Below are 23,824 nucleotides of genomic sequence, written 5' to 3'. Positions count from 1 at the left end.
GATTTTTAGCCTTTTCTATAACAGGTATATGAAATTTAATTGCTAAAAGGAACATTAACCCTTACCGTACCCCAACCTAAATGCATGGTGCCATTGCTAAAAGCTATGGAAAAGGCTTCCAATTCGGGTCCCGAACTAACCGGTGCTTTCACTCGAATAACATCGTTATCTGCATTGTATGAGTATGCACCCCAAACGTTAATGTCTTTGTTTAAAATAATGGTCCATTCATTTTCTCCTGGAATGGTAAAAAGTGAATATTCACCAGCACTAACTGCTTTTCCACCTATTTCAACGTCTTTGTAAATAATGACATCAGCAGCCTCGTTAGCTCCAGTACGCCAAACCTTCCCATTAGGAGCCAAACTGCCTAATGAACGTCCTTTTAATTGGGGTCTACTGTAAATGACTTTTGCAATAACAGGTGCATTTCGAGACGTTTTATATAAGGCTGCATCCATAGGACTCTTATCCAAGCCCGCAAAATCCTGAGCGGTGACAGTTGTTGATAATACCAAAATAAATGCAAAGATGATGGTTGAAATAAGTGTCGATTTTTTCATTAGAAGGGTTTTTTAATTACAAAGTCTAAAGTTAAAAGAAAATGGTGTTAATATTATGGTAAAATAAGGTATTAGAATGTTAAAGTTTAAAATTATGGTTTGGAAAAATTAATTAGAGAGATCCATTATGGCTTATTTTTTAATCACTTTTACATTCATTTCCTCAACTTTTTTGTCGGGTAGCGGTGATGGTGATCCAAATAACAAATCTTCGCTGGTACCGGTTTTTGGAAATGCCATGACCTCTCTAATGGACGCTTTTTTCTCCAGTATCATCATTAATCGATCCACACCCCAGGCAATACCACCATGAGGAGGAGCTCCATAATGAAAGGCTTTATACATGGTTCCCACACTTTTAAGCATGTCTTGTTTATTGTAACCCATATTTCTGTAGGTGGCCTCCAAAATTTCCGGCTTATGAGCCCTTATAGATCCTCCACCAATTTCGTAACCGTTTAGGATTAAATCATATTGTTGGGCAATAATAGCCCCTATTTCCTCCTCTTTGCCATCAATATGCTTTTGAATATCGCTAACCACCGGCATGGAAAAAGGATTGTGTGTAAAGGTCCAGCGACCTTCATCCGTTTTTTCAAACATGGGGAAGTCAACTACCCAAGCGGGGCGTAATTCTTTGGGGTTTATCAGTTTAAGCATCCTGCCCAATGCCTGTCTAACCGCGTCTAAAGCTTTATTGGCGGTGTCGTAATCGGCAGCCGAGAAAAATACGATATCACCAACCTGGGCATTGGTGGTTGTAATAATATTTTCTGCAATGGCCTCACCTAAAAATTTGATAATAGGAGATTGGAGATCATGCTCATTCACGATAATATAGGCCAGACCTCCCAAGCCATGCTCTTGTGCAATAGCTGTGAGGTTTTCAATTTGTCCTTTCGACAACCGTTTTTTGCCTTGCTCTTTCGCGGTAACTTTAATACATTTTACAATACCACCATCGTCAATGGGCTTGCTAAAAACCTGAAAAGAGGTTTCTTTAACAATATCCGTAATATCCTGTAATGGTAAACCAAAACGCAAATCAGGGCGATCGCAACCATATTTATCCATTGCCTCTTGATACGTAATGACTTCAAATGGGTATAACATCCATTTTTTACCATAAATTTTGTTGACAATGGCATTAAATAAATTGGTATTTAAATCGATAATGTCCTGCATACTGGCATAGGCCATTTCAATATCCAATTGGGTAAATTCCGGTTGTCTATCGCCACGAGAATCTTCATCCCTAAAACAGCGTGCTATCTGAAAATATTTCTCATAACCACTCACCATTAACATTTGTTTAAACTGTTGAGGAGCCTGAGGAAGGGTATAAAAAGATCCTGCCTTCTTTCTTGTGGGAACAATAAACTCCCTGGCACCTTCATCGGTTCCAGCAGTAAGAATTGGGGTCTCTACTTCCAAAAATTCTTGTTCATCCAGGATATCGCGCATTAACTTAATGACCTTATGACGGTTTACAATAGCGCGACGTACGTCATCATTTCTATGATCCAGATATTTATATTGAAAACGGACCGTTTCGTTCGTTTTATGGGCACGTTTGATTTCAAAAGGCAGGGTTCTCGACAAGTTAAGAATGTCCAAATGAGACGTTTCTAATTCAATGGTTCCCGTTCTAAGGGTTGGATTATAATCATCGGCATGTCGCTTTACAATAACACCGGTTACGGTAATGACCGATTCGGGTTTCAATTTTACCAGTTCATCCAGATTTGGAAATGATTCCCTGCTTAATCGCACCTGAAACGTTTCATGACTGGAATCCCTTAAGTCAATAAAGATCAGTTCGCCGTGATCACGAACACTGGATACCCACCCTGCTAGGGTTACCCTTTCCGAAATTGAACGTTCAGAAAGCTGTGAAGCCTTGTGGGTACGATAATTGTCCTTTACAACAATAGGAATTTCAGGTAAGTTCTCTTCTTCCTGTACTTTTGTTAATTGCTCCTTTTTAGGGGATGTTGGTTTTTCAACAGAAATCGAACTACCTGGTGCTATGGTCGCCCTACTTTGCAATTGATTAATAATGCCTTCGCGTATGACTTTGCCTGAGGCACCCTTTCCAATAATGGCTATCACCTTTCCAACGAGAATTCCGGCTTTTCCTTGATTTCCGGCTAATATATCGTTAGCCACAGATTCATTTTTTGAAAGAACCTGTTGTATCGCATCATGGATTTTTTCTTCGGAAATGGAATTGGACTCAAAATAGGATTTGTAGTCAAATCGAGAATCTTTCAACAGCGATTTAATGGCATGTTGCGCTAATACAGGCGTTACTTTTTCGTCTTTCAATAAATTGAAAATCGCTATAAAATCCGAGACGTTCTTAATTTGAGAATAGTCTTCGGGCTTAATGTTATTGGTTAATGTCTTTGCAACAAAGGACGGGTCTTTTATGATATTATTAATGGTTACAAACGTTTCAGAACGTAAAGCGTCGGCTGTAAAGAATTTTGCATCCTGGGGTAAAACGCCGCCTCTAATTAATATGGATTCTACAGCAAAGGGTAAAGCACTAATATCGACATCGATAGTATCTACAACCGCTTTAATGTTTACAAAAGGCAAATCGGGTTCCGAAATAAAACGATAGTCCGCTTCATATTCCTTTTTACGCATGGTTTTGGTTTGCTTCAAATCGGCGTCAAAGAGAACAGTAGTTTGCTCTGGCCTAAAATCTTTGTGCTCCAAATAATAATGCAGTTGCTTTTCAACCTCTTCTTTTAGGGCCTCCACCATAAACTTAAAGGAGTTTAAGTTCTTTATTTCGGTACGGGGATTCAGGTTATAGCTGTGCTTTTTTCTGAGTGATACCGAGACATCACTTTTAAATTCACCTTTTTCCAGATTGGCCTCAGATATTTTTAAGTTTTGGACTATCCGTTGAATGTATTGCGCATATGTTGAGGCGTCTTCAATATGCCGAATACAAGGTTCTGTAACAATTTCTATGAGAGGCACTCCGGCCTTATTAAAATCTACCAAGGAGATTGTTTTCTCGTGCATCAATTTAGCGGCATCTTCTTCAATATGAACTTGCGTCAGATTAACGGTAAATTGAGAACCATCATTTCTAAAACACGATACTTGCCCATCAGGGATTATAGGATTATGGAATTGTGTTATTTGAATATTTTTAGGATTGTCGGGATATTCGTAATGCTTTCGATCCCAAGAAATCACGTCATTTTCAAAGGTTGATTTCACGGCTTTGCCAAAGTAGATAGCTTTTTTAACAGCTTCTTTGTTAACCGCCGGTAGAACGCCCATTTGTCCGGTACATACCGAACAAATATTGGTATTAGGAATCTCCGATTCTTGGTTGGCACAGGAACAGAATAACTTGGTTTTGGTATTCAGTCGAACATGGGTCTCCAGACCAATAACTAATTCTATTTCGTGAGCCTTTAACAGCTCATTTAATTGTTCCAGTTTCATCTGTTCATTATATGTTTAGAGTTCAGATGCCATACACCAATGAATGTCCTTGCTGGTTTCAAAAATTTTCCTTTTGTGTATTTCATTACATCATATCTTTTAAAAAGTTAGCAAAGGTTAGTACGAGACCATCTTTGTCCTTGGCTGCTGTAATTTGTAAACCTGTAGCAGTCCCCTGAGGTACGGTTAAGGTTGGCAGTTGCCCTAAACTAAAACCGACGGTAAAGGCATCAGAAAGGTACATGGCCAGTGGGTCCTTTAGGCTGCTTCCAATCTGAGGAGGCGTATTTGGAGTAACGGGTGAAATGATAATATCAACAGAGCTAAAATCATTTTCAAAATTCTCTGAAATTTGATCCCGTATCGCTAATGCCTTTAAATAGATTTCATCAGAAAACCCTTGTGAAAGTACTTGGTTCCCACCAACTATCCGTCGTTTGGTCTCTTCTGAAAAATTTTGAGACCGAGTAACGGAATAGGTTTCCTTTAAGTTTTCGGCTTCAACCCGGCTCCCGTAGTTCGTGCCATCCAACCGCGATAAGTTTGAAGCGGTTTCAGCCATAGCTAAGGTGTAATAAGTTGAAACTAAAGTTTCCGACTCAAAAAAATCCAGTGGCTTCACCTCAAAGCCATTGGCCTTTATCTTTTCAATGGTCATCAAAAAATCGGATTTAATCTTTGGATCGATGGCTTTGTTTTCAATAAAATTTTTAAAATAACCAACGGCCTTTATAGTTTTTATATGGGACAGGCTTTCTTTTGAAATTGGTACCGAAGCGTAAGTCGTTTGGTCTTTTGGATCTTTTCCACTCATCGTATTTAGCACAATACGAATATCTTCAAGAGATCTTGCGATGGGACCCACACAATCTGTGGACGATGCGTAAGCCATTAAACCATATCTTGAAATGCGACCGTAAGTCGGTTTCAAACCATAAACGCTATTATAACCTGCGGGCTGACGGATCGAGCCACCGGTATCGCCACCAATAGAAAAAACGGTGTAATCTTTGGCAACATTTACGGCAGAGCCTCCACTGGAACCACCGGCTACCAAATTCGGGTTAATCGCATTTTTAACCGCACCAAAAATGGTGTTTTCACTGGAAGAACCATGACCAAAGCTGTCACAGTTTTCTTTTACAATAGGAATAGCCCCTGCATCCAATAATTTTTGGATGGCTGTCGCCGTATATGCCGATGTATAGTGTTTCAATAAATTGGAGCTCGCGGTAGTCTTTGTCCCTTGAACCATGTATACATCTTTAACACCAAAAGGAATGCCCTCGAGCAAACCGATTGGCTCCCCACTGGCAATTTTGGCATCAACCTTTTCAGCTAAATCCAGTGCCATTTTATCTAACAAGGTGTTTACCGTATTGTGAGTATTCGGTTTTAAAACATCCAGTTTTTCCTGTACCAATGATTTACAGGATATGTCTTGGTCTACCAATTGCTGGTGGAGTTTTTCTATTTGAGAGTCCATAATTATTCTTCAATGACTTTAGAAACGACCAGGTAGTTATTCTTGGATTTCGGAAAGTTTTGTATGATAATTTGTTTTTCCAACTCAGAACTTTCAATAACCACATCGTCTCTCAAATGATCCAATGACGCAACACTATTAAGGGTACTGTTAAAAGCATTATTGTGGGATGGATTAGCCTTTTTAATAACTTCAAAAAGTTTGTTTACAGCCTTACTGGGCTGTGCCCCTTTAATACTAGACAAAATGTCGACCGTCATAATTTTACTCATGTCATAATAGGTTTTAATTAAAAAAAGCCTTCCGAAATCGGAAGGCTTAAATCATATTTTTAAACAATAACCTTCCAGTCCTATATGCTAGGATTATTGAAATTATTATTGTTATTATTACTTGCCATAAAAATTATATGCCCCAAATATATAGAGAAATAACAAACTAAACACTATTTTTTTCCATATCGTTTGCTGTATTGTCAAATTATTAAAAAATGAGGTGAATGATTGATGTTATTTAAATTTTATGCTTTGTTGTACTATTTTTTTGTTGAAAAACTGTTTCTCAGATGTAAAATGGGCCTGCTTTTTATAAAAAAATTTTAAGGATTAAAGCAAAGAATATCGATTTTAAGACCTTTGTGTATTTTATCCAGTTTTAAAGACACCTTAAAACATGTAAAATCGATTTTAAGGCGGTTTTTAGGCGATTTAAGACACTTTCAATTAATTAACAATTGTTGATAATTATTAAGTAAACGCACTAAAATGGTTTTTAACGGCCCTAATATTTCGTATATTTGTTAGTACTGAAAAATGATGCTGATGCGTCATTTTTTTATGTAAGAGAAATTTGAAATTCACAAGGACAGTCAAAGTCAATTAAAATCATTGTCAAAGTTTAATTGAATACAGAAACCATTAAGGTAAAAAATAATATTAAATCAAATCATAATTTATGAGTGACGAGGCAAAAAAACAGAATTATTCGGCAGATAGTATACAGGCGTTGGAAGGTATGGAGCATGTGCGCATGCGTCCTTCCATGTACATTGGAGATGTAGGAACCAGAGGATTGCATCATTTGGTATATGAGGTGGTTGATAACTCCATAGATGAAGCACTGGCAGGGCATTGTGATACGATCAAGGTGACTATAAATGAAGATAACTCGATAACCACAGAAGATAATGGACGTGGTATTCCGGTAGATTTGCATAAAAAAGAAGGTGTTTCAGCCCTGGAAGTGGTAATGACAAAGATTGGGGCTGGAGGTAAATTTGATAAGGACTCGTATAAGGTTTCTGGTGGACTGCATGGTGTTGGTGTAAGCTGTGTTAATGCGCTATCTCAACATTTAAGGGCCACCGTTCATCGCGATGGAAAAATATGGGAACAGGAATATGAGCGCGGAAAGCCTCTTTATCCTGTGAAACAAATAGGGGAGACTCACGAAAGGGGAACTATAGTCACTTTCAAACCTGATCCAATGATATTTACCCAAACCTTAGAATATAACTATGATACCTTAGCCAGTCGTATGCGTGAGTTATCCTACTTAAATAAAGGAATCTCTATAGTTTTAACTGATAAAAGGTCTAAAAATGATGAAGGTGAGTTTGAGGGAGAAACCTTTTATTCGGAAGAAGGTTTAACGGAATTTGTACGGTATTTGGATGCTACACGAGAACCCTTAATGAAAGATATCATTGCTTTTGAAGGAGATAAAAATGGAGTTCCCGTAGAGGTGGCTATGGCTTATAATACATCTTATGCAGAGAATCTACATTCCTATGTGAACAATATCAATACCCATGAGGGAGGGACGCATTTAACGGGATTCCGTCGTGGATTGACCCATACGTTAAAAAAGTATGCGGATGAATCTGGAATGTTGGATAAATTAAAATTTGAGATTTCAGGAGACGATTTCCGTGAGGGTCTGACCGCTATTGTTTCTGTTAAAGTTGCAGAGCCACAGTTTGAAGGACAGACCAAAACCAAATTGGGTAATAGGGAGGTGTCTGCAAGTGTTAGCCAGGCCGTTTCAGAAATGCTAACGGATTATCTGGAAGAACATCCGGACGACGCAAAAATCATAGTGCAAAAAGTTATTTTGGCGGCACAAGCACGTCATGCGGCTCAAAAAGCGCGCGAAATGGTTCAGCGTAAAACGGTTATGAGTATTGGCGGTTTACCTGGTAAGTTAAGTGATTGTTCTGAACAAGATCCTGCGAAATGCGAAGTGTTTTTAGTAGAGGGTGACTCTGCAGGTGGTACGGCTAAGCAAGGACGAGACCGCGCATTTCAGGCTATTTTACCGCTTCGGGGGAAAATATTAAATGTTGAAAAGGCCATGACCCATAAGGTTTTTGAAAATGAAGAAATCAAAAATATATTTACGGCTTTAGGGGTAACCATTGGAACCGAAGATGATAGTAAGGCCTTAAACCTGTCGAAATTACGGTACCATAAAATTGTAATTATGTGTGACGCTGATATTGATGGAAGTCATATTGCGACCTTAATACTCACATTCTTCTTTCGTTATATGAAAGAACTTATTGAGGAAGGGCATGTTTATATTGCCACACCGCCATTGTATTTGATAAAGAAAGGAAACAAAAAACAATATGCGTGGACCGATAAGGAACGGGATGTAGTTGTAGAATCTTTCGGTGGCAGTGCCAGTATACAGCGTTATAAAGGTTTAGGAGAAATGAATGCAGAACAACTATGGGATACTACAATGAATCCTGAGTTTAGAACTTTAAGATTGGTACAAATAGATAATGGTACAGAAGCCGATAGGATTTTCTCCATGCTTATGGGAGATGAGGTGCCTCCAAGGCGCGATTTTATTGAGAAAAATGCCGTTTATGCCAATATTGACGCATAACTTTCGTATGCCCATTTAAAACAAATAAGTTGGTGTAATTTGCATCTTTTATTGTAATTCTTTTAGCTTGGCATAAAGTTTATTTGCCACCATTAGCCTTTAAATCAGCAATACACTGGGCATCTAATTGTGGTACCCCAGTCATATTGCCAATACCGACGGCATATTCCGTGGCCCAATACATGAGGCAATTGTTAACGTTACAATGATTTTCATGTTCGCTGTCTTCATGTGCCGTTTGCATTGGAGAACCTAAGTTCGTAAGACCCAGTAAATGTCCGAACTCATGATTAATAACAGTGGTTTCTAAAAGATTTCGATTGGGTTCCAGGGGACTATTGCTCAATCCTCTTAAGGTTTCTTCAAAAATCACAAAGGAAGTATTCCAATAAGCAGTGCCTAGTGTGATATTATCTGCAGTGTCCTTATCAGATTTACCATCAGTAAAATAAGCCCAAATGGCAATTATGCTGCCATTGTTATAGATCTCTCTCTGTTCTCTTTCAATTTGGGCAATGTCTTCGATGGAATAGGTGGTTTTCCCGGGGGAAGTAATGGCACGTTTGTTTAAGCTAATACCTAGAGGTTTATGAATACGATCTGTTAAAAACGAAATAAAATTATTGACCGCAGTTTCTGTTGGTTCATATCCCTCAACATAAACCAATTCAATACGCATACTAGTAAAGGTATTGTCTGATAATATATCGTGAGCAGAACTTCCTGTACTTTGTCTGTTATCGAATACATTAACGTTATTAGAATCGTTCGGGTCAACTGATTCATCTTTTGAACACGCACTGGTTAAAAAGAAAACAAAGATCAGGGACAGGATTTTAATTTTAAGCATGGGGCTAAGCATATGATATTATTTTTTCACTAACAAAATAACGCAATAACAGGTTTTAATTTAAATAGTGGTTTAATATGTAATATAAACAACTAAAGGCCTAAATATGCTACAATATTAGTCAATTAATCGATTAAAAGTTAAAAATATACGATTAAAAGTATTTTTGTATGAAATATTTTATAGCTTTGTGTGTCTCAAATTTATTAAAAACATAAAAATGAAAAGGAAAACCTCACTTATGTTGCTATGTTTAGCAACAATAATCTCATCCGCCCAAGATATCGATGGTCTATTGGAGGCAGGAGTTGATAATGCTGAAAAATTTGCTAACGATTATTTAATGTCGGGTACAAGCGGTTTAATGCATAGTATGAATGCCAATTGGTTTAACACAGCTGATGCTAAACCTTTAGGCGGTTTTGAAATTTCCATTATAGCAAATGCAGCATCGGTTAAGAATGAGCATAAATCATTTTTAATGAATATTGCCGATTATAATAGTGATCCCGGTCAGGATTTTACGGTTGAATTCGCCGACCAATCCAGTGAAAAAAGGGTAGCCTCTGCCTTAGGTGAAAATGATTCAGATATAGATATTGTTGTTACTTATGATGACCCTATTTTAGGACAGCAGCAAGAGACTATTACTTTGCCCTCCGGGATTGGAGATGCAACAGCAAATTTATTGCCAACCGCTTTTATACAAGGGGCATTGGGATTGAGTAAAGGGTTTGAAATAAAAGCACGTTTTGTGCCTGAAATTAAGACGGATGAAGTTGACATAAGCATGTACGGTGCGGGTTTGCAAATGGAGTTCACCAAATGGTTACCCGCAGATAAGGTCTTGCCTGTTGCTATATCGGGATTAGTGGCTTACACGCATTTAAATGGCACCTATAACCTTGAAGATTCTGGAATAGACGGCGATAATCAACGGTTAGAGTCGGACACCAATACTTGGTTAATCCAATTGATTGCTTCAACCAAATTACCGGTGATTAACTTTTATGGAGGTTTAGGCTACATTAAAGGAAAATCTGAATCCGATTTGTTGGGGACGTATATTATTTCTAGCGGACCTCTTTTGAATGAAACCCTTGTAGATCCATTTACAGTGTCCAGTAAAGTTTCAAATGTGCGTGGAACCATAGGCACCAAATTAAAATTGGGATTTTTTAGACTTAATGCTGAATATCACTTGTCGGATTTTAATGCCTTTTCCGTGGGGATAAATTTTGGATTTAGATAAAATACGTTTAATCACACATCCTTAAAAAAGCACGGGAATTAATCCTTGTGCTTTTTTATTTAAGTGCAATTTATTCTTACATTTGCTATTTAAAATATTTAAGAAAAACCAACAGAAATCATTTTTTAAACCACTGGTTTTCCAGAATTTTGCCAAAATAAAACGTATAAAAAAATAATTTAAAAATAACATTATGAAAGTTACCGTCGTTGGAGCAGGAGCAGTTGGTGCAAGCTGTGCTGAATACATTGCTATTAAGAATTTCGCATCCGAAGTTGTATTGTTGGACATAAAAGAGGGCTATGCCGAAGGTAAGGCCATGGATCTTATGCAATGTGCCTCCTTAAATGGGTTTGACACCAAAATTACAGGAGTAACAAACGATTACAATAAAACCGCGAATAGTAATATTTGCGTGATTACTTCAGGAATACCCCGTAAACCTGGGATGACCCGTGAAGAATTGATTGGCATTAATGCTGGCATTGTGAAAACGGTAGCAACCAATTTAATAGAACATTCTCCTAATACGATACTAATAGTGGTGAGTAACCCGATGGACACCATGACCTATTTGGTTCATAAATCGACGAATTTACCCAAGCACCGAATAATCGGTATGGGAGGAGCTTTAGATTCGGCAAGATTTAAATACAGATTAGCTGAAGCTCTAGGGGCTCCAATAAGTGACGTAGATGGTATGGTAATTGGAGGTCATAGTGATACCGGTATGGTACCACTAACCAGTCATGCCACAAGAAACAGTGTAAAGGTTTCGGAATTTTTAAGTGAAGAACGGTTAAATCAAGTTAAGGAAGACACCAAAGTTGGAGGTGCTACACTTACAAAACTTTTAGGGACTTCGGCGTGGTATGCTCCCGGAGCTGCGGTAAGTGGCCTTGTGCAAGCAATCGCCTGTGACCAAAAGAAAATGTTTCCTTGTTCAACTTTTTTAGAGGGCGAATATGGGTTGAACGATATTTGCATTGGTGTACCCGTAATTTTGGGTAAGAACGGTATTGAGGACATTGTAAATGTCCCAATTAGCGAGGCCGAAAAAGAACACATGAAGGCCAGTGCCGAAGGTGTGCGGAAAACAAATGGATTACTTGAATTTTAAGGATGGGTAGCCATAAATCATATTTATGTAAAGACTGTAGCAATACAGTCTTTATTTTTATATATTTGGCGCATGAATTTTAGAAAGTACGTAGGAGCATTAATAGTATTTCTTACTTTTTTAGGTGTTGTTGTTCAGCAGCAATCTATCTTGCCTAATCAAGAAATTGTGCTTGAATTCACAGATTCTGAAATAACCCCGAACGATACTCAAAGTACCATTGCCCTGGTAAAGGACCAATTGCAGAGTTTAGGTGCGAAAAACATTCAAGTTAAGGAAGGCCGGCAAGGAAAGTTAAGGATAAGTTATCATAGCGCCATTAATGTCACAAAAGTAAAAAATGCGCTTTCCAAGAACAATGCCTTCGTATTTGAATATTCTACGAACGGATCAGAGCAAAAAGGGTCTCATGTACCTTCAGAAGACCATAAAGTTAGCTGTAATCTTGATATATACGAAATACATAATGATGATGGTTCAGCATCCGATTTTAGTGGAAAATCAGTCCTGACAGTCAATTATAAAGGAGATCGCTATAATTGTCCGGATTTTTATAACTTCTGCAATTATTGGAAACCATGTAATGCGGAAGATTGTCGTGTTAACCATAAACGATATCAACAACTTGTACTTGAAATACAAGACCCTTTACACATTATTCCGGAAGTGAGAGCTGGTCCTTTTTGCTGATCAGAATCATAAAGGGTTTAAAGTTTATTCAATTTTATTTGTTTACAACTCTCGCGGGTGATTAAAAATTATTTAAGCGAAAAATCATTTAAGAATTTCATGAGATGAAACAAATTTCAAATGGACTCATGTTTAATTAACTTTCATCAAAAAAAAATCATAACATACTTAATTTTCAAGCGGTAAATTTAATTATGCCGTAAATTTTCAAATTATACGAAATTAAAAATAATAAAAAATGCAAAATAAAGGATTAGTAAAACTATTTGCGCTGTTATTTGGATTGGTAAGTATTTATCAATTATCATTTACATTTAAGGCCAATCAAATAGAAGAGGAAGCTCAGGAGTTGGCCATTAATAAAATTCCTGATACCGAAGATGATTACCGGGCTAAGCGAAGTCAAGAAGAAGCCGATTATTTGGAGTCTATTGCAACGGATACCGTATTTAATATAGGGATAGCCAAATTCACTTATAATGAGGTGAAGGAAAAGGCCATGAACCTTGGGTTGGATTTAAAAGGTGGGATTAACGTTATTCTTCAAGTTTCGGTAAAAGATATCTTGAAGGGCTTAGCAAATAACACCAAAGATCCGGTGTTCAATAAGGCATTAGAAGATGCTACCGAGCTTCAAAAAAACAGTCAGAATACCTATTTAGAGGATTTTTTCATTGCTTTTGATGCAATAAAAGGGGATACCAAATTGGCATCTCCGGATATATTTTACACTAAGGCACTAGATGGTGAAATAGATGGTAATATGTCTGATGAGGAAGTTCAGAATATTATTGGAACCAAAATTGATGAATCCATCGTTTCTGCTTTTGAGGTTTTACGTAAACGTATAGATGAATTTGGGGTAACCTCTCCGAATATCCAGCGATTGGGAACTTCAGGACGTATTTTAGTAGAATTACCTGGTGTAAAAGATGTAGAACGTGCAACAAGTTTATTGCAAAGTACAGCCCAATTAGAATTCTGGGATGCTTATAAGGGTGAACAATTTTTCGGGTTTTTATCTCAAGCTAATGAGACTTTAAAAGAATTGGTCGATGTAGAAGATTCTCAAGAAGTTGCCGATACTGAACCACAAGACCAAGAAAATGCCCAAGATTCCGCAATTGATGACCTCTTGGGTGAAGCTGAGACAGATTCAACTACTGTAGCTACGGTCAATCCGCTATTGGATTTAATAAGAGGTCCGGGGTATCAGGGAGGACCCATAATTGCAAGATTTGAACTTAAGGATAAGGAAACGGTTTTAGAATACTTAAACAAACCGGAAATCAGGGCATTGTTGCCGGTTGAGCAACGTTATGCAAAGTTTGTTTTTGGTAAACCAGAAAGTAATAGTGAAATTGTTGACTTATACGCCTTAGAAGGTAACAGAGATAATATTCCTCAACTTAGTGGGGCGGTTGTAACCGATGCTCGTGTAAATTTTGGTCCAACAGGAAAACCTGAAGTTTCCATGCAAATGAATTCGAAAGGAGCCAAGATTTGGGAGCAAATGACTGGCGAGGCTTTTTCACAAGGTAGCCAGATTGCTATTGTTCTCGATGATATTGTTTATTCTGCACCGGGAGTTACCTCTGGACCAATTGCCGGTGGCAACTCATCCATTTCTGGTAGTTTTACATTAAATGAAGCTGAAGATTTAGCCAATGTATTACGTGCAGGTAAATTACCCGCGTCGGCAGATATTATATCCAGTGAAGTTGTTGGACCTTCTTTAGGTCAGGAAGCCATTGAGAGCGGTACCATGTCCTTTATGATTGCATTGATATTGGTATTATTGTGGATGATCCTGTACTACGGTAAATCCGGAGGCTTTGCAGATATTGCAATGCTATTGAATATCCTTTTGATTTTTGGAATTCTTTCTGGACTAGGAGCTGTATTAACCTTACCCGGTATTGCCGGTATTGTATTAACCATTGGTATGTCCGTTGATGCCAACGTCCTTATTTTCGAACGGATTCGTGAAGAAATAGCAAAAGGGAAAGGACAGAAAGAAGCCATTCAGGATGGATTTAGTAATGCATTATCCTCCATCTTGGATGCTAACATTACAACGGGCTTAACCGCATTAATATTATTTATATTTGGAACAGGACCCATTAAAGGGTTTGCCACAACCTTGCTGATTGGTATTGGTACATCCTTGTTTACGGCTATTTTTATTACGCGATTGTTAGTCGATTGGTATGTGAATAAAGGTGGTAAATTAGACTTTTCAACAAAAATTACTAAAAATCTATTCAGAAATATTAGTATAGAATTCCTGCAAAAGCGTAAAGTTGCTTATGTAATATCCGGTGCCATGATAGTTGTTGGTTTGGGGTCCTTATTTACCGTAGGTTTGAATCAAGGTGTCGATTTTGTTGGAGGAAGAACCTATCAGGTGCGTTTTGAACATGATGTAAACGCCACTGAAATTTCTGCAGGCTTAGCTGATGTTTTTGGCAGTGCAGATGCGAAGACTTTTGGTAGTGCCAATCAATTGAAAATTACTACGAAGTACAAAGTAAATGAAGCAAGCACGGAGGTTGATGAGGAAATTAGGGAAATGCTCTATAATACCTTACAACCACAATTGTCAGGACAGACGTATGAAGAGTTTATCGATTTAAATGATGAGAATAAGCAAGTTGGCTTGTTGGAATCTTTTAAGGTGAGTCCTACTATAGCGGATGACATCAAACAGGCTTCATTTTGGGCGATTTTAGGTTCTCTTATCGTGGTGTTCCTTTATATTTTAATGCGTTTTAAAAGATGGCAATATTCGTTGGGAGCAGTTGCAGCAGTGTTTCACGATGTGCTAATTGTATTAGGGATATTCTCATTAACTTATAAGTTCATGCCCTTTAGCATGGAAATTGATCAGGCCTTTATTGCCGCCATATTAACTGTAATTGGGTATTCACTTAACGATACTGTGGTGGTTTTTGACAGGATTAGGGAATACTTTAATGAGCATACCAGTTGGGAATTTAACCGTGTGGTTAACGTTTCTTTAAGCAGCACTCTGAGTAGGACCTTAAACACTTCGTTGACGACTTTGGTAGTGCTTTTGGCTATATTTATATTTGGTGGTGATTCAATTAGAGGGTTTATGTTCGCTCTTATAATCGGTGTTATTGTTGGTACATATTCATCATTGTTTATTGCCACACCCATAATGTTCGATTCGGTGCAAAAATTGGATGATAAAAAGAAGAAAAATAACTAACTCAAATTTTTTTCTTTTCTAAAGGCCTATTAGCATCTAGCTGGTAGGCTTTTTTTTATAGTAAACAAACAATTAATGGGTTTTCCCCTTATCCATTCCAAGTGCTAAAAAAGGGAGCTGGAATTTAGGATAGAAGTCTTTCTGTTATGTTAAAGTTAGGATTCATAATATACGAAACGTTCAATCCTTTGGGGGATAGAGGAACGTCGTTAATCGATTTAAAAATAAGCAAATTTAATCATATTGAATTCCTAAATCATTGGTTCTAACCAGTTTTAATTTCTTTTTAAGTTGCCTTTTAAAATAGGTAACCGTTTTACCATATTTTTTGTCATTGGCTAAATTGGTATACTGTTTAGGATCGCTTTGCATGTCAAATAATTCTATGCCCGCCGAGGCGTCTTCGTTGTATTGAATATAGGCCCATTTGTTGCTTCTCAATAAAAATGATTGTCCTCCCTGACTCACACTAAAGGCCATATTTCTAACTTGGTGTTCAGGATTTTTAAGGGTTTTAACCAAACTTTTACCTTGTAGGTGTTTCGAATAGTCTAGTCCAGCCAATTCAGAAATGGTGGGGTAAAGGTCTATTAACTCAACAAATGAATGGCATATTTTTGGAGGACTACCCGGAACTTTTATAATTAAGGGTACACGCACGGATTCCTCATGAAGACTTACCTTCATCCAAAAGTCATGTTCACCCAAATGAAACCCGTGATCGGATGTAAACACAATTATGGTATTATCCTCTAATCCTTCAGCTTTAAGTGCTTGTAATACCTTACCAACCTGAGAATCCATGTAGGATACGCTCGCATAATAAGCCGCAACAGCTTTTTTTTGTTGTTCTAATGACATTTCACCGTTTACGCTTGTCACATAATTTATACCGCGTTCAGGAATATCGTCCCAATCATTTTCTATTTTTTTTGGCAAAGTTATGTTTTCATAAGGGTAAGGTTTAAAATAAGACTTTGGGGCCACGAAGGGGACATGTGGCCTCACAAAACCCACAGCTAGAAAGAATGGTTCATTTTTATGGGTTTTAATGAGTTCTATAGCTTTTATCGCGGTTTTACCGTCAGAATGAATGTGTTCCCCTCCATCAGCTTTTACAATAGTCATAACATTACCCCCTTTACGATCTATCGTTCCATTAGGGTTGTTTTGAACCAATTCGGCTTCACCGATGGCTTTCCACTCGGGACCTTGACTATTATAACGTTCCGTCCAGGAAGCCTGATCATCCTGACCATTAGACCCTGTTTCTATGTCTATAGGAACTCCCATATGGAATATTTTACTCACCCTAGCCGTATAATAGCCATTATCCTTAAATAATTGGGACCAAGTTTGGCGTTGAGGACCAATATTTTTGCGCCCACTGACATACCCATAAGTTTTTGTGGCACTGGGGTAGTATCCGGACATGAAGGACGCCCTTGAAGGACCGCAAACGGGAAATTGGCTGTAAGCTTTAGTATAAAGAATGCCTTCAGAAGCCAATTGATCTATATTGGGGGTATGACAGACCTTATTGTCATAAGCGGAAACAGCCGTTGCCGATAAGTCATCAGAAATAAGAAACAAAACATTATACTTTTTGTCCTGTGCATAACCAATTATGGACATAAGAAACATGTATAGTACAACAAGTCTTATCATAAGAGTCTTCCTTTACTGCGTGTAATTAATGGTATTACCAATTTTTAAATCCCATTTATCAACCAGGCCCGCATTAATTTCTAAAACATATTTTGCAGGAGCATGTGATGGGATAGAGGATTCGTCAAATGGTTTGGCATTTTTTTGAAAGCTAACAATCTTATTATTTTCCGATATAAATACGATATCCAGGGGGATATGCGTATTTTTCATATAAAATGAACGAGGGGCTTCATCCTTAAAAATAAAGAGCATCCCTTGGGAATCCTCCATGCTATTTCGATACATCAATCCCGTTTGGGTGTCAAATTCAGTATCTGCAATCTCAATGTCCAGTACAACTAAGGAAGAATCAGATTTAATTATGGTTAGTTCCCCTTCTTTATTAAATGTGATTTCAGTTTGTTTGATGACTCTTTTTTCATTCTTGCAGGAAGCAATAATGAAACTACAACACAGAAATAAAAAAGCAATTCGTCTAAACCACATTTTAGCCCACTTTGGATTTTGTTTTATAAACAAACATAAAGTATAGACCAATCCCAATAAAAGGAACACTTAGCCATTGACCCGTTTGCAAGCCCAACCAGTTAATGTATTCTTCTCCTTGAGGTTCCTTTACAAATTCTATAAAAAAGCGTATCGTCCAAAGCAGTACTAAAAACAATCCAAATAGGAATCCACCTTGATCCTTTTTAGACGTTTTAGAGTATACATACCACAGTATTAAAAAGACAAAAATATAACAAAACGACTCGTACAACTGAGCTGGATGACGATACGGTACGACTTCTAATAATTCAGAAAATTGAGGGTTATCAATCACAGCGTTATAGGCTTTCTGTACATTCTTTATACCCGTTTCCCTTACAATTTCATATTTACTATAGTAATCCTGGACAAAACGAACTCCAAGAGGGAAATCACCCGATGTTTTTCCAATAATTTCTGAATTTATGAAGTTTCCTATCCTTATGAAAACGGCCCCGGATGCAACTGAAATTACAACTCGGTCCAAAACCCAGAGTAGCGATTTGTATCGGTATTTTTTTCGATATAAATACATGCCTATAATAATCCCTATTGCCGCACCGTGACTTGCCAAACCTTGAAAACCGGTAAACTGGAAGCCTCCTTTAAATTTAAAGGGCAGAAATATGCTGAAAAAATCTTGGGTTATTAATTCTGATTGATAAAAAAGGACATGACCCAAGCGGGCACCAATCATGGTAGCGAGTACTGTATAAATAAAAAGTGGATCCAGATATTCTAGTGACACTTTTTCTTTAGTAAAAATGCGCTTCATTATGTACCAACCCACAATAAAAGCGATTACCCACATAAGGCTATAGAAATGGAGTTTGAAGTTGCCAACAATGTCTATCCCGGTAATGGGGTTCCAATCGAATTTTAATACGTGCATATGCGTGTCTTTAGTTAACTAATTTACAAGTTTAAGAATTTCAACTTCAAAGATAATGTTAGATTTTGGAGGAATACCATTACCGCCGGCTTCACCATAGGCTAAATGGTAAGGAATAAACAAGGTGGCCTTATCACCAACATGTAATTGTCTTAACCCTTCTTTAAACCCAGGAATCATTCTGGCATCAGGACCAATATCACAGGTAATAGGTTCATATCTTCCCGCATTTTTTTGTTGTTCATCTATAGCATCCAAGGCTTTAGCAATTTCTAATTTACTGGTTTGTATTAGCTTTCCATTCTCAAAGTATACCGCATAATGTGCTAATACTTTGGAGGTTTCAGATATTTTTGCACCATTACCATTTTCGGTCACGACATATTGTAATCCAGAAGGAAGAGTTACGGCGCTAGATCGTTGCTTTTCGAATTTTTCAAGGGTTGATTTTATAATGGCATGGGCTTTGGCTTCTTTTTCCTCCTTGATACGTTTGGCTTCAATAAAATGATCCTTAAAAATAGCTGGGGCATCAAAATTTTTTGCAGGTCTTCCTTTTCTAATGATGTTAATTGCTTCAATAATATCGTTTTGTTTTATAGAGTCAATAACCTCAAGTCCCATAATGACTTCGCCAAATACGGTATGACAACTCACGCGTCTATTTTCACAATTTTTAAGTTTTCCTTCTTCATCATAGGCATCCAACCAGGGTGTTGCTTTATGAGTGATATAAAACTGACTGCCATTGGTTCCATACCCCGAATTTGCCATGGCCAAAATACCCTTTTTATCATGCGATAAACGGATATCAAATTCGTCATCAAATCGATAACCTGGATTTCCTGAGCCGTCACCTTTGGGGTCACCACCCTGGATCATAAAGTCGGAAATTACCCGATGGAATTTTAGTCCGTTGTAGAACGGCTTGTCTTTATAGGTTTCATCGACCATGGTATTGTTACCTTCAGCAAGCGACACAAAATTAGCTACAGTAACCGGTGTTTTTTCGAGTTCTAACCTGGCAATCATGTTACCCTTTTCGGTAATTATTTCTGCATAAATTCCATCTTCTAATTCAGGGTATTGAACTTTGCAAGACGTTAAGTTAAAAATGAGTAATACGATTGCAAAAAACTTTAAGTAAGCTCTTTTTGATAACATATAATGATTAATTATTGTTTTCGGTTATTGAAAACACTGTAACTTCACAAATTAAAGGGGTATTACTCCCTATTTTATTCTGATCGCCGTAATAACCATATGCCTTTTGGGAAGGAAATAGAAATGTGACTGTCTCCCCGGTTTTCATAAGTTTTAGTCCTTCTCTCAATCCAGTAAACAACTCTTGTTGATCCATAACATAGCGTTGTGCATTAATGTCTTCCTTGGAATAAATCGTCTTTCCACTTAGATTTTTTACATCGTAATTATAATCTATGATATCTCCAAAGTGAGGTGTATGCAACGAATCAACGTCTGTTTTTGTATTGTAATAGTACCAGAAACCGCTTTCAGAAGCGATGAAGCTTTTATCGGGTTGTTGTTTAATAATTTTAAGAATATGTGATTGTTCCTGTGCATTTAGTTTTTTATTGCGTTCTACAGAAGCATCAATAAAAGAACCTGTTTTTACAGAAATGGGCTTTCGGGCTTCTGGAGTTTTACAGCAAAAAACCAAGAGCGCTACCCAAATAATTGGTTTTAATTTATTCATTGTTCAGGGCTTTTTTATAACTAGGCAATATACTAATAAATTTTTCAATGGTATCTTTTAATGATAAATAGCTCTTTCCTCCAGCAGCATTGTTGTGTCCACCACCATTAAAATGGTCTCTGGATAATTCGTTAACTGAAAGTTGTCCTTTAGAACGCAACGAAATTTTAATAATTCCTTCCTGGCTGTCTTCAATAAAAATAGCTGCCAGTACTACATTATCTATGGATAAACCATAATTTACAACACCTTCTGTATCTCCTTTCTTATAGTTAAACCGATTTAACTCCTTTTGCGACAAACTGGTATATGCTGTTCTATATTCAGGTAATACCTTAAGGTTTTTCAAGGCGCAGCCCAAGAGCTGCAAACGTTCGTAGCTGTTCGTGTCGTATACGAAATTGTGAATTTCTGAATTATTGGCACCTTTGTCAATAAGTTGTGCAATAATATGGTGAGTAGTACTTGAAGTACAGTCGAATTTAAAAGAACCGGTATCTGTCATAATACCCACATACAAGCATGTGGCAATTGTAGAATCTATACTATCGGTGTCTTTCAACATGTCCAAAAAATGATAAATCATTTCACAGGTGGAGCTCATACTTACATCAGAAAAAGTAAAATTTGCATAGCCCTCCGGAGTTTGATGATGATCAATCATTATTTTTAATGCTTGACTTTCTTTTAAAGGCTTTTCCATATTACCGGTTCTGTGTAACGCATTAAAATCCAAAGTAAAAATAACTTCTGCTTCTTTTATTTTGACATTAGAAACATCAGATAGGTAATCGTAGATTAAGATGTTATCAGCTCCTGGAATCCATTTTAAAAAGTTAGGGAAATTATTAGGCAAAATAACGGTTGTATCATGATTGTATTTTAATAGATAATGATAAAGTGCTAAGGTTGAGCCGACCGCATCTCCGTCGGGGTTTAAGTGGGATACAATTACTATTTTTTTTGATGTTGAGAGCAATTGCTTTAAGCCTTCTATTTCTTGACTATTCATAAGAAACGAAGATACAATTTTTTTAAAATTGCCAAGGCTTGTTTTTAAATGGAAATAAATTACTTTTGCACAAAATTTAAACGAGAAATGGCAACAAACAGAACATTTACTATGCTTAAGCCGGATGCGGTTGAAAAAGGACACATTGGCGCAATATTAGAAAAAATTATTGCTTCTGGATTTAAGATCGTGGCAATGAAATTGACCCAAATGTCTAAAGCGGATGCACAAACGTTTTACGCTATTCATAATGAACGTCCTTTCTTTGGGGAATTGGTTGCATATATGACACGTGGACCTATAGTGGCAGCCGTATTGGAGAAAGATAATGCTGTTGAGGATTTTAGAACTTTAATTGGTTCCACGAATCCTGCTGATGCTGCAGAAGGTACAATACGTAAATTATTTGCCGCTTCAATGGGCGAAAATGCGGTTCATGGTAGTGATAGTGATGAAAATGCTGCAATAGAAAGTGCATTTCATTTTTCCGGTAGAGAAATGTTTTAATACAGTTCTTATACGGTTACATATAAGGTTTTCAATGAATAACAGAAGTTTTTTGAAAGGAATTCGATATGGTTTTAAACTTTATAATCAAGTATATATCAATTAAAAAAGCCTATCAAATATTTGATAGGCTTTTTTTGTAATGTTAAAGTATATATAATTAAGATTAAATAACTTTTACGTTTACTGCGTTTAAACCTTTTCTACCTTCCTGTAAATCAAACTCAACTTCATCACCTTCGCGAATCTCATCAATTAATCCAGAAATGTGAACAAAATGCTCTTTGTTGTTGTCTTCTTCAACAATAAACCCATATCCTTTGGAGTCGTTGAAGAACTTAACTGTACCTTTACTCATTGTATTTGTATTAAAATAATTAAGTTGCAAAGGTAATGTAAATAATTATATTTTTTTGGATTTGGATGTCTTTTTTCTTTTTTTTGGAAAAAAATGAAACTAGCGTAAAATCAATTTTGTAACAATTTCTTCACCCAGTTCTTCATTGAGCATACGAATAATCTTTTGTTTTCCATAACTTAATTCTTCACGCAGTACGCTGGAACTTAAATGAATATAAAGCGTATGACGCTCCAGATGAATTCCAGTTGTGTAATTGTTTACACCCTTACCCATAAGTTTGGCCCAAGCCTCTGCAACATTAACTTTGTTTAGCCCTTTATTTAATTTATTGGTCTCTACAAATTCTTTTAATGCTTCTTTTATACTTATATATTCGTTATGTCTCTTAGGCACGATGTCTGTATTTACAATTTAAAAATCTCATAAGATTGATGTGCTTGTTTTACTATGCTTTCAGTACGTTCAGCATGGGTGTCACTAATAAAAATTTGTCCAAAACTATCCTCACCAACTAATTTAACGATTTGTGCTACACGATGCTCATCTAATTTATCGAAAATATCATCTAATAACAAAATGGGGTTAGTGCCATTATGCATTTTTATAAAATCGAATTGCGCTAATTTTAATGCTATTAAAAAAGATTTTTGCTGCCCCTGACTTCCAAATTTCTTAATGGGATGTTCCCCTATGTTAAAAGTTAAATCATCTTTATGGATGCCAACACTAGTATACTGTAGTGTTTTGTCTTTGTGTATCTGTTGTTCGAGTAAAACCTTAAGATCCTTTTCAAATAAATCACTGTTGTAAATCAAATCGACATCATCATGACCATTACTAATGGTGTGATATCGCACTTTAAAAATGGGGATAAAGGTTTTTAAAAATTCATGTCTCTTTTTAAAAATTACTGAACCATATTGATTTAGTTGTTCATTATAAACGGCAATAGTGTCTGGATTAAAGGTATGGTTTAACGCAAAATATTTCAAAAGGGCATTCCGCTGTGCTAACACCTTGTTATATTTAATTAATGCCGAAAGATAGGATTTGTCGCTTTGCGAAATAACGCTATCAATAAATTTACGGCGGGTATCGCTACCTTCAATAATCAAATCCCTATCGGCAGGCGAAATTATGACCAACGGTAATAAGCCAATATGATCACTAAGCTTATCGTAAGGTTTATTATTACACTTCATTATTTTTTTTTGCCCGCGTTTTAGGCTAACTACTACCTTCACCGGTTTATTTTGCTTGATATAGTCTCCATGAATAACAAAAAAATCTTCACCGTGTTTTATGTTTTGTGTGGCAACAGGGTTAAAATAACTTTTACCAAAAGACAGATGATAGATCGCATCTAGAATGTTTGTCTTACCTATGCCATTATTTCCTACAATACAATTTATTTTGGTATTGAATTCAAAGGATTTATTGCCCAAATTTTTATAATTGACTAAGGAAAGGGATTTCAAAACCATATAAAATAGTAACTTAAAAAGAATTTAATCCTGGTATTTCGAAAATCTTTAAGATGCGCAAAATATTGAAAATTATCAAATAAATAC

The 23,824-nt window shown here is 36.7% G+C and carries 20 protein-coding genes; 6 read left to right on the top strand and 14 right to left on the bottom strand.

The features are described 5' to 3' along the window. Nucleotides 1-35: 35 nt before the first annotated feature. The 4 genes from MR054_RS10675 to MR054_RS10660 form a co-directional block, all read right to left on the bottom strand. Nucleotides 36-563 (bottom strand): DUF2911 domain-containing protein, encoded by a 528-nt coding sequence (locus tag MR054_RS10675; RefSeq protein ID WP_242085317.1) that lies wholly within the window; start codon nt 561-563, stop codon nt 36-38. Between the two features lie 132 nt (nt 564-695). After that, nucleotides 696-4,037, bottom strand: coding sequence for a bifunctional amidotransferase subunit GatB/aspartate--tRNA ligase AspS (gatB/aspS, locus tag MR054_RS10670; protein WP_242157846.1), 3,342 nt, complete (start codon nt 4,035-4,037; stop codon nt 696-698). 85 nt (nt 4,038-4,122) lie between these two features. Continuing rightward, nucleotides 4,123-5,523 carry an amidase family protein gene (locus tag MR054_RS10665; RefSeq protein WP_242157845.1) on the bottom strand — a complete coding sequence of 467 codons (1,401 nt, stop codon included), beginning with the start codon at nt 5,521-5,523 and terminating at the stop codon, nt 4,123-4,125. A gap of 2 nt (nt 5,524-5,525) precedes the next feature. Then, nucleotides 5,526-5,795 (bottom strand): Asp-tRNA(Asn)/Glu-tRNA(Gln) amidotransferase subunit GatC, encoded by a 270-nt coding sequence (locus MR054_RS10660; protein ID WP_242085314.1) that lies wholly within the window; start codon nt 5,793-5,795, stop codon nt 5,526-5,528. 682 nt (nt 5,796-6,477) lie between these two features. Between MR054_RS10660 and gyrB the strand changes: the two genes are divergently transcribed. Beyond that, entirely contained in the window at nt 6,478-8,418 is a 1,941-nt protein-coding gene (gyrB, locus tag MR054_RS10655) for a DNA topoisomerase (ATP-hydrolyzing) subunit B (RefSeq protein ID WP_242085313.1), read from the top strand. A gap of 79 nt (nt 8,419-8,497) precedes the next feature. Here the strand turns inward: gyrB and MR054_RS10650 are convergent, their stop codons facing one another. After that, on the bottom strand, nt 8,498-9,268 hold the full coding sequence (locus MR054_RS10650) for a membrane metalloprotease (RefSeq protein WP_242085312.1): 771 nt from the start codon (nt 9,266-9,268) through the stop codon (nt 8,498-8,500). Between the two features lie 220 nt (nt 9,269-9,488). On the opposite strand from MR054_RS10650, the gene MR054_RS10645 reads away from it, so the two are divergent. The 4 genes from MR054_RS10645 (at nt 9,489) to secDF (ending at nt 15,565) form a co-directional block, all read left to right on the top strand. Further along, entirely contained in the window at nt 9,489-10,520 is a 1,032-nt protein-coding gene (locus MR054_RS10645) for a DUF6588 family protein (protein ID WP_242157844.1), read from the top strand. 193 nt (nt 10,521-10,713) lie between these two features. Next, nucleotides 10,714-11,640 carry a malate dehydrogenase gene (locus MR054_RS10640; RefSeq protein WP_242157843.1) on the top strand — a complete coding sequence of 309 codons (927 nt, stop codon included), beginning with the start codon at nt 10,714-10,716 and terminating at the stop codon, nt 11,638-11,640. Between the two features lie 72 nt (nt 11,641-11,712). After that, entirely contained in the window at nt 11,713-12,330 is a 618-nt protein-coding gene (locus MR054_RS10635) for a hypothetical protein (protein WP_242085309.1), read from the top strand. 238 nt (nt 12,331-12,568) lie between these two features. Further along, complete coding sequence (gene secDF / locus MR054_RS10630) at nt 12,569-15,565, top strand: protein translocase subunit SecDF (protein ID WP_242157842.1); 2,997 nt, start codon at nt 12,569-12,571, stop codon at nt 15,563-15,565. 234 nt (nt 15,566-15,799) lie between these two features. Here secDF and MR054_RS10625 read toward each other — a convergent pair whose 3' ends face one another. From MR054_RS10625 to MR054_RS10600, 6 genes are read right to left on the bottom strand one after another with little or no spacing between them, the layout of a single operon-like run. Continuing rightward, nucleotides 15,800-17,200, bottom strand: coding sequence for a sulfatase (locus MR054_RS10625; protein WP_242157841.1), 1,401 nt, complete (start codon nt 17,198-17,200; stop codon nt 15,800-15,802). Nucleotides 17,201-17,245: 45 nt separating this feature from the next. Further along, nucleotides 17,246-17,722, bottom strand: a complete 477-nt coding sequence (locus tag MR054_RS10620) for a DUF192 domain-containing protein (RefSeq protein WP_242085306.1) — start codon at nt 17,720-17,722, stop codon at nt 17,246-17,248. A gap of 1 nt (nt 17,723) precedes the next feature. Next, entirely contained in the window at nt 17,724-18,656 is a 933-nt protein-coding gene (gene lgt / locus MR054_RS10615) for a prolipoprotein diacylglyceryl transferase (RefSeq protein WP_242085305.1), read from the bottom strand. Between the two features lie 18 nt (nt 18,657-18,674). Beyond that, nucleotides 18,675-19,820, bottom strand: a complete 1,146-nt coding sequence (locus tag MR054_RS10610) for a peptidylprolyl isomerase (protein WP_242157840.1) — start codon at nt 19,818-19,820, stop codon at nt 18,675-18,677. Between the two features lie 7 nt (nt 19,821-19,827). Continuing rightward, complete coding sequence (gene gldI, locus MR054_RS10605) at nt 19,828-20,373, bottom strand: gliding motility-associated peptidyl-prolyl isomerase GldI (protein ID WP_242085303.1); 546 nt, start codon at nt 20,371-20,373, stop codon at nt 19,828-19,830. Further along, nucleotides 20,366-21,385 (bottom strand): DHH family phosphoesterase, encoded by a 1,020-nt coding sequence (locus MR054_RS10600; RefSeq protein WP_242085302.1) that lies wholly within the window; start codon nt 21,383-21,385, stop codon nt 20,366-20,368. The genes gldI and MR054_RS10600 overlap by 8 nt, the downstream gene beginning before the upstream one ends. Nucleotides 21,386-21,472: 87 nt before the next feature. On the opposite strand from MR054_RS10600, the gene MR054_RS10595 reads away from it, so the two are divergent. Next, nucleotides 21,473-21,892, top strand: a complete 420-nt coding sequence (locus MR054_RS10595; protein ID WP_242085301.1) for a nucleoside-diphosphate kinase — start codon at nt 21,473-21,475, stop codon at nt 21,890-21,892. Nucleotides 21,893-22,058: 166 nt separating this feature from the next. On the opposite strand, the gene MR054_RS10590 is transcribed toward MR054_RS10595, so the two are convergent. The 3 genes from MR054_RS10590 to recF all read right to left on the bottom strand — a co-directional run bounded on the left by MR054_RS10590 (nt 22,059) and on the right by recF (nt 23,737). Next, entirely contained in the window at nt 22,059-22,250 is a 192-nt protein-coding gene (locus MR054_RS10590; RefSeq protein WP_242085300.1) for a cold-shock protein, read from the bottom strand. 99 nt (nt 22,251-22,349) lie between these two features. Continuing rightward, complete coding sequence (locus tag MR054_RS10585; protein ID WP_242157839.1) at nt 22,350-22,646, bottom strand: DciA family protein; 297 nt, start codon at nt 22,644-22,646, stop codon at nt 22,350-22,352. An 11-nt stretch (nt 22,647-22,657) separates the two neighbouring features. Further along, entirely contained in the window at nt 22,658-23,737 is a 1,080-nt protein-coding gene (gene recF / locus MR054_RS10580) for a DNA replication/repair protein RecF (protein WP_242157838.1), read from the bottom strand. Nucleotides 23,738-23,824 lie beyond the last annotated feature (87 nt).

It is taken from the genome of Aestuariivivens sediminis (assembly GCF_022662105.1).
In the GTDB taxonomy this organism is placed as follows: domain Bacteria; phylum Bacteroidota; class Bacteroidia; order Flavobacteriales; family Flavobacteriaceae; genus Aestuariivivens; species Aestuariivivens sediminis.
The sequence above is the reverse complement of the archived record's forward strand: the minus strand, read 5'-3'. Positions and strand labels throughout refer to the sequence as shown.

What these genes read in the sequence shown, in the direction of transcription:
- MR054_RS10675 (WP_242085317.1), bottom strand. Translation starts at nt 563, where the DNA reads ATGAAAAAATCGACACTTATTTCAACCATCATCTTTGCATTTATTTTG.
- gatB/aspS (WP_242157846.1), bottom strand. Translation starts at nt 4,037, where the DNA reads ATGAAACTGGAACAATTAAATGAGCTGTTAAAGGCTCACGAAATAGAA.
- MR054_RS10665 (WP_242157845.1), bottom strand. Translation starts at nt 5,523, where the DNA reads ATGGACTCTCAAATAGAAAAACTCCACCAGCAATTGGTAGACCAAGAC.
- MR054_RS10660 (WP_242085314.1), bottom strand. Translation starts at nt 5,795, where the DNA reads ATGAGTAAAATTATGACGGTCGACATTTTGTCTAGTATTAAAGGGGCA.
- gyrB (WP_242085313.1), top strand. Translation starts at nt 6,478, where the DNA reads ATGAGTGACGAGGCAAAAAAACAGAATTATTCGGCAGATAGTATACAG.
- MR054_RS10650 (WP_242085312.1), bottom strand. Translation starts at nt 9,268, where the DNA reads ATGCTTAAAATTAAAATCCTGTCCCTGATCTTTGTTTTCTTTTTAACC.
- MR054_RS10645 (WP_242157844.1), top strand. Translation starts at nt 9,489, where the DNA reads ATGAAAAGGAAAACCTCACTTATGTTGCTATGTTTAGCAACAATAATC.
- MR054_RS10640 (WP_242157843.1), top strand. Translation starts at nt 10,714, where the DNA reads ATGAAAGTTACCGTCGTTGGAGCAGGAGCAGTTGGTGCAAGCTGTGCT.
- MR054_RS10635 (WP_242085309.1), top strand. Translation starts at nt 11,713, where the DNA reads ATGAATTTTAGAAAGTACGTAGGAGCATTAATAGTATTTCTTACTTTT.
- secDF (WP_242157842.1), top strand. Translation starts at nt 12,569, where the DNA reads ATGCAAAATAAAGGATTAGTAAAACTATTTGCGCTGTTATTTGGATTG.
- MR054_RS10625 (WP_242157841.1), bottom strand. Translation starts at nt 17,200, where the DNA reads ATGTCCATAATTGGTTATGCACAGGACAAAAAGTATAATGTTTTGTTT.
- MR054_RS10620 (WP_242085306.1), bottom strand. Translation starts at nt 17,722, where the DNA reads ATGTGGTTTAGACGAATTGCTTTTTTATTTCTGTGTTGTAGTTTCATT.
- lgt (WP_242085305.1), bottom strand. Translation starts at nt 18,656, where the DNA reads ATGCACGTATTAAAATTCGATTGGAACCCCATTACCGGGATAGACATT.
- MR054_RS10610 (WP_242157840.1), bottom strand. Translation starts at nt 19,820, where the DNA reads ATGTTATCAAAAAGAGCTTACTTAAAGTTTTTTGCAATCGTATTACTC.
- gldI (WP_242085303.1), bottom strand. Translation starts at nt 20,373, where the DNA reads ATGAATAAATTAAAACCAATTATTTGGGTAGCGCTCTTGGTTTTTTGC.
- MR054_RS10600 (WP_242085302.1), bottom strand. Translation starts at nt 21,385, where the DNA reads ATGAATAGTCAAGAAATAGAAGGCTTAAAGCAATTGCTCTCAACATCA.
- MR054_RS10595 (WP_242085301.1), top strand. Translation starts at nt 21,473, where the DNA reads ATGGCAACAAACAGAACATTTACTATGCTTAAGCCGGATGCGGTTGAA.
- MR054_RS10590 (WP_242085300.1), bottom strand. Translation starts at nt 22,250, where the DNA reads ATGAGTAAAGGTACAGTTAAGTTCTTCAACGACTCCAAAGGATATGGG.
- recF (WP_242157838.1), bottom strand. Translation starts at nt 23,737, where the DNA reads ATGGTTTTGAAATCCCTTTCCTTAGTCAATTATAAAAATTTGGGCAAT.